Genomic DNA, 267 nt, shown 5'->3' with positions numbered 1-267 from the left:
GTGAAATCGTGGGTGTTGTTGGCGAATCAGGTGCGGGTAAATCCACCGTTGGTAACGCCGTTATTGATTTGCTTAGCCCTCCAGGTCGCGTTGCTAGCGGCGATGTTTTCTTGGATGGAGAAAAAATTTCTGGCCTATCACCAGAAGCGATGCGTAAGGTTCGCGGCTCGAAAATAGGTTTTATTTTCCAAGATCCGATGACCTCGCTCAATCCACTTTTTACTGTTGAGCAACAGCTGAAAGAGACGATCCACGCCAACATGAAGG

The 267-nt window shown here is 48.3% G+C and carries 1 protein-coding gene; it reads left to right on the top strand.

Annotated elements, in window-relative coordinates:
- Window positions 1-267 (top strand): ATP-binding cassette domain-containing protein (locus tag O4H53_RS27060; protein ID WP_269368109.1); only part of this gene is annotated, 267 nt, incomplete at both ends.

This window comes from Sulfitobacter sp. G21635-S1 (assembly GCF_027213915.1).
Lineage (GTDB): Bacteria > Pseudomonadota > Alphaproteobacteria > Rhodobacterales > Rhodobacteraceae > Sulfitobacter.
This window is presented reverse-complemented; position numbering and strand designations above follow the sequence as displayed.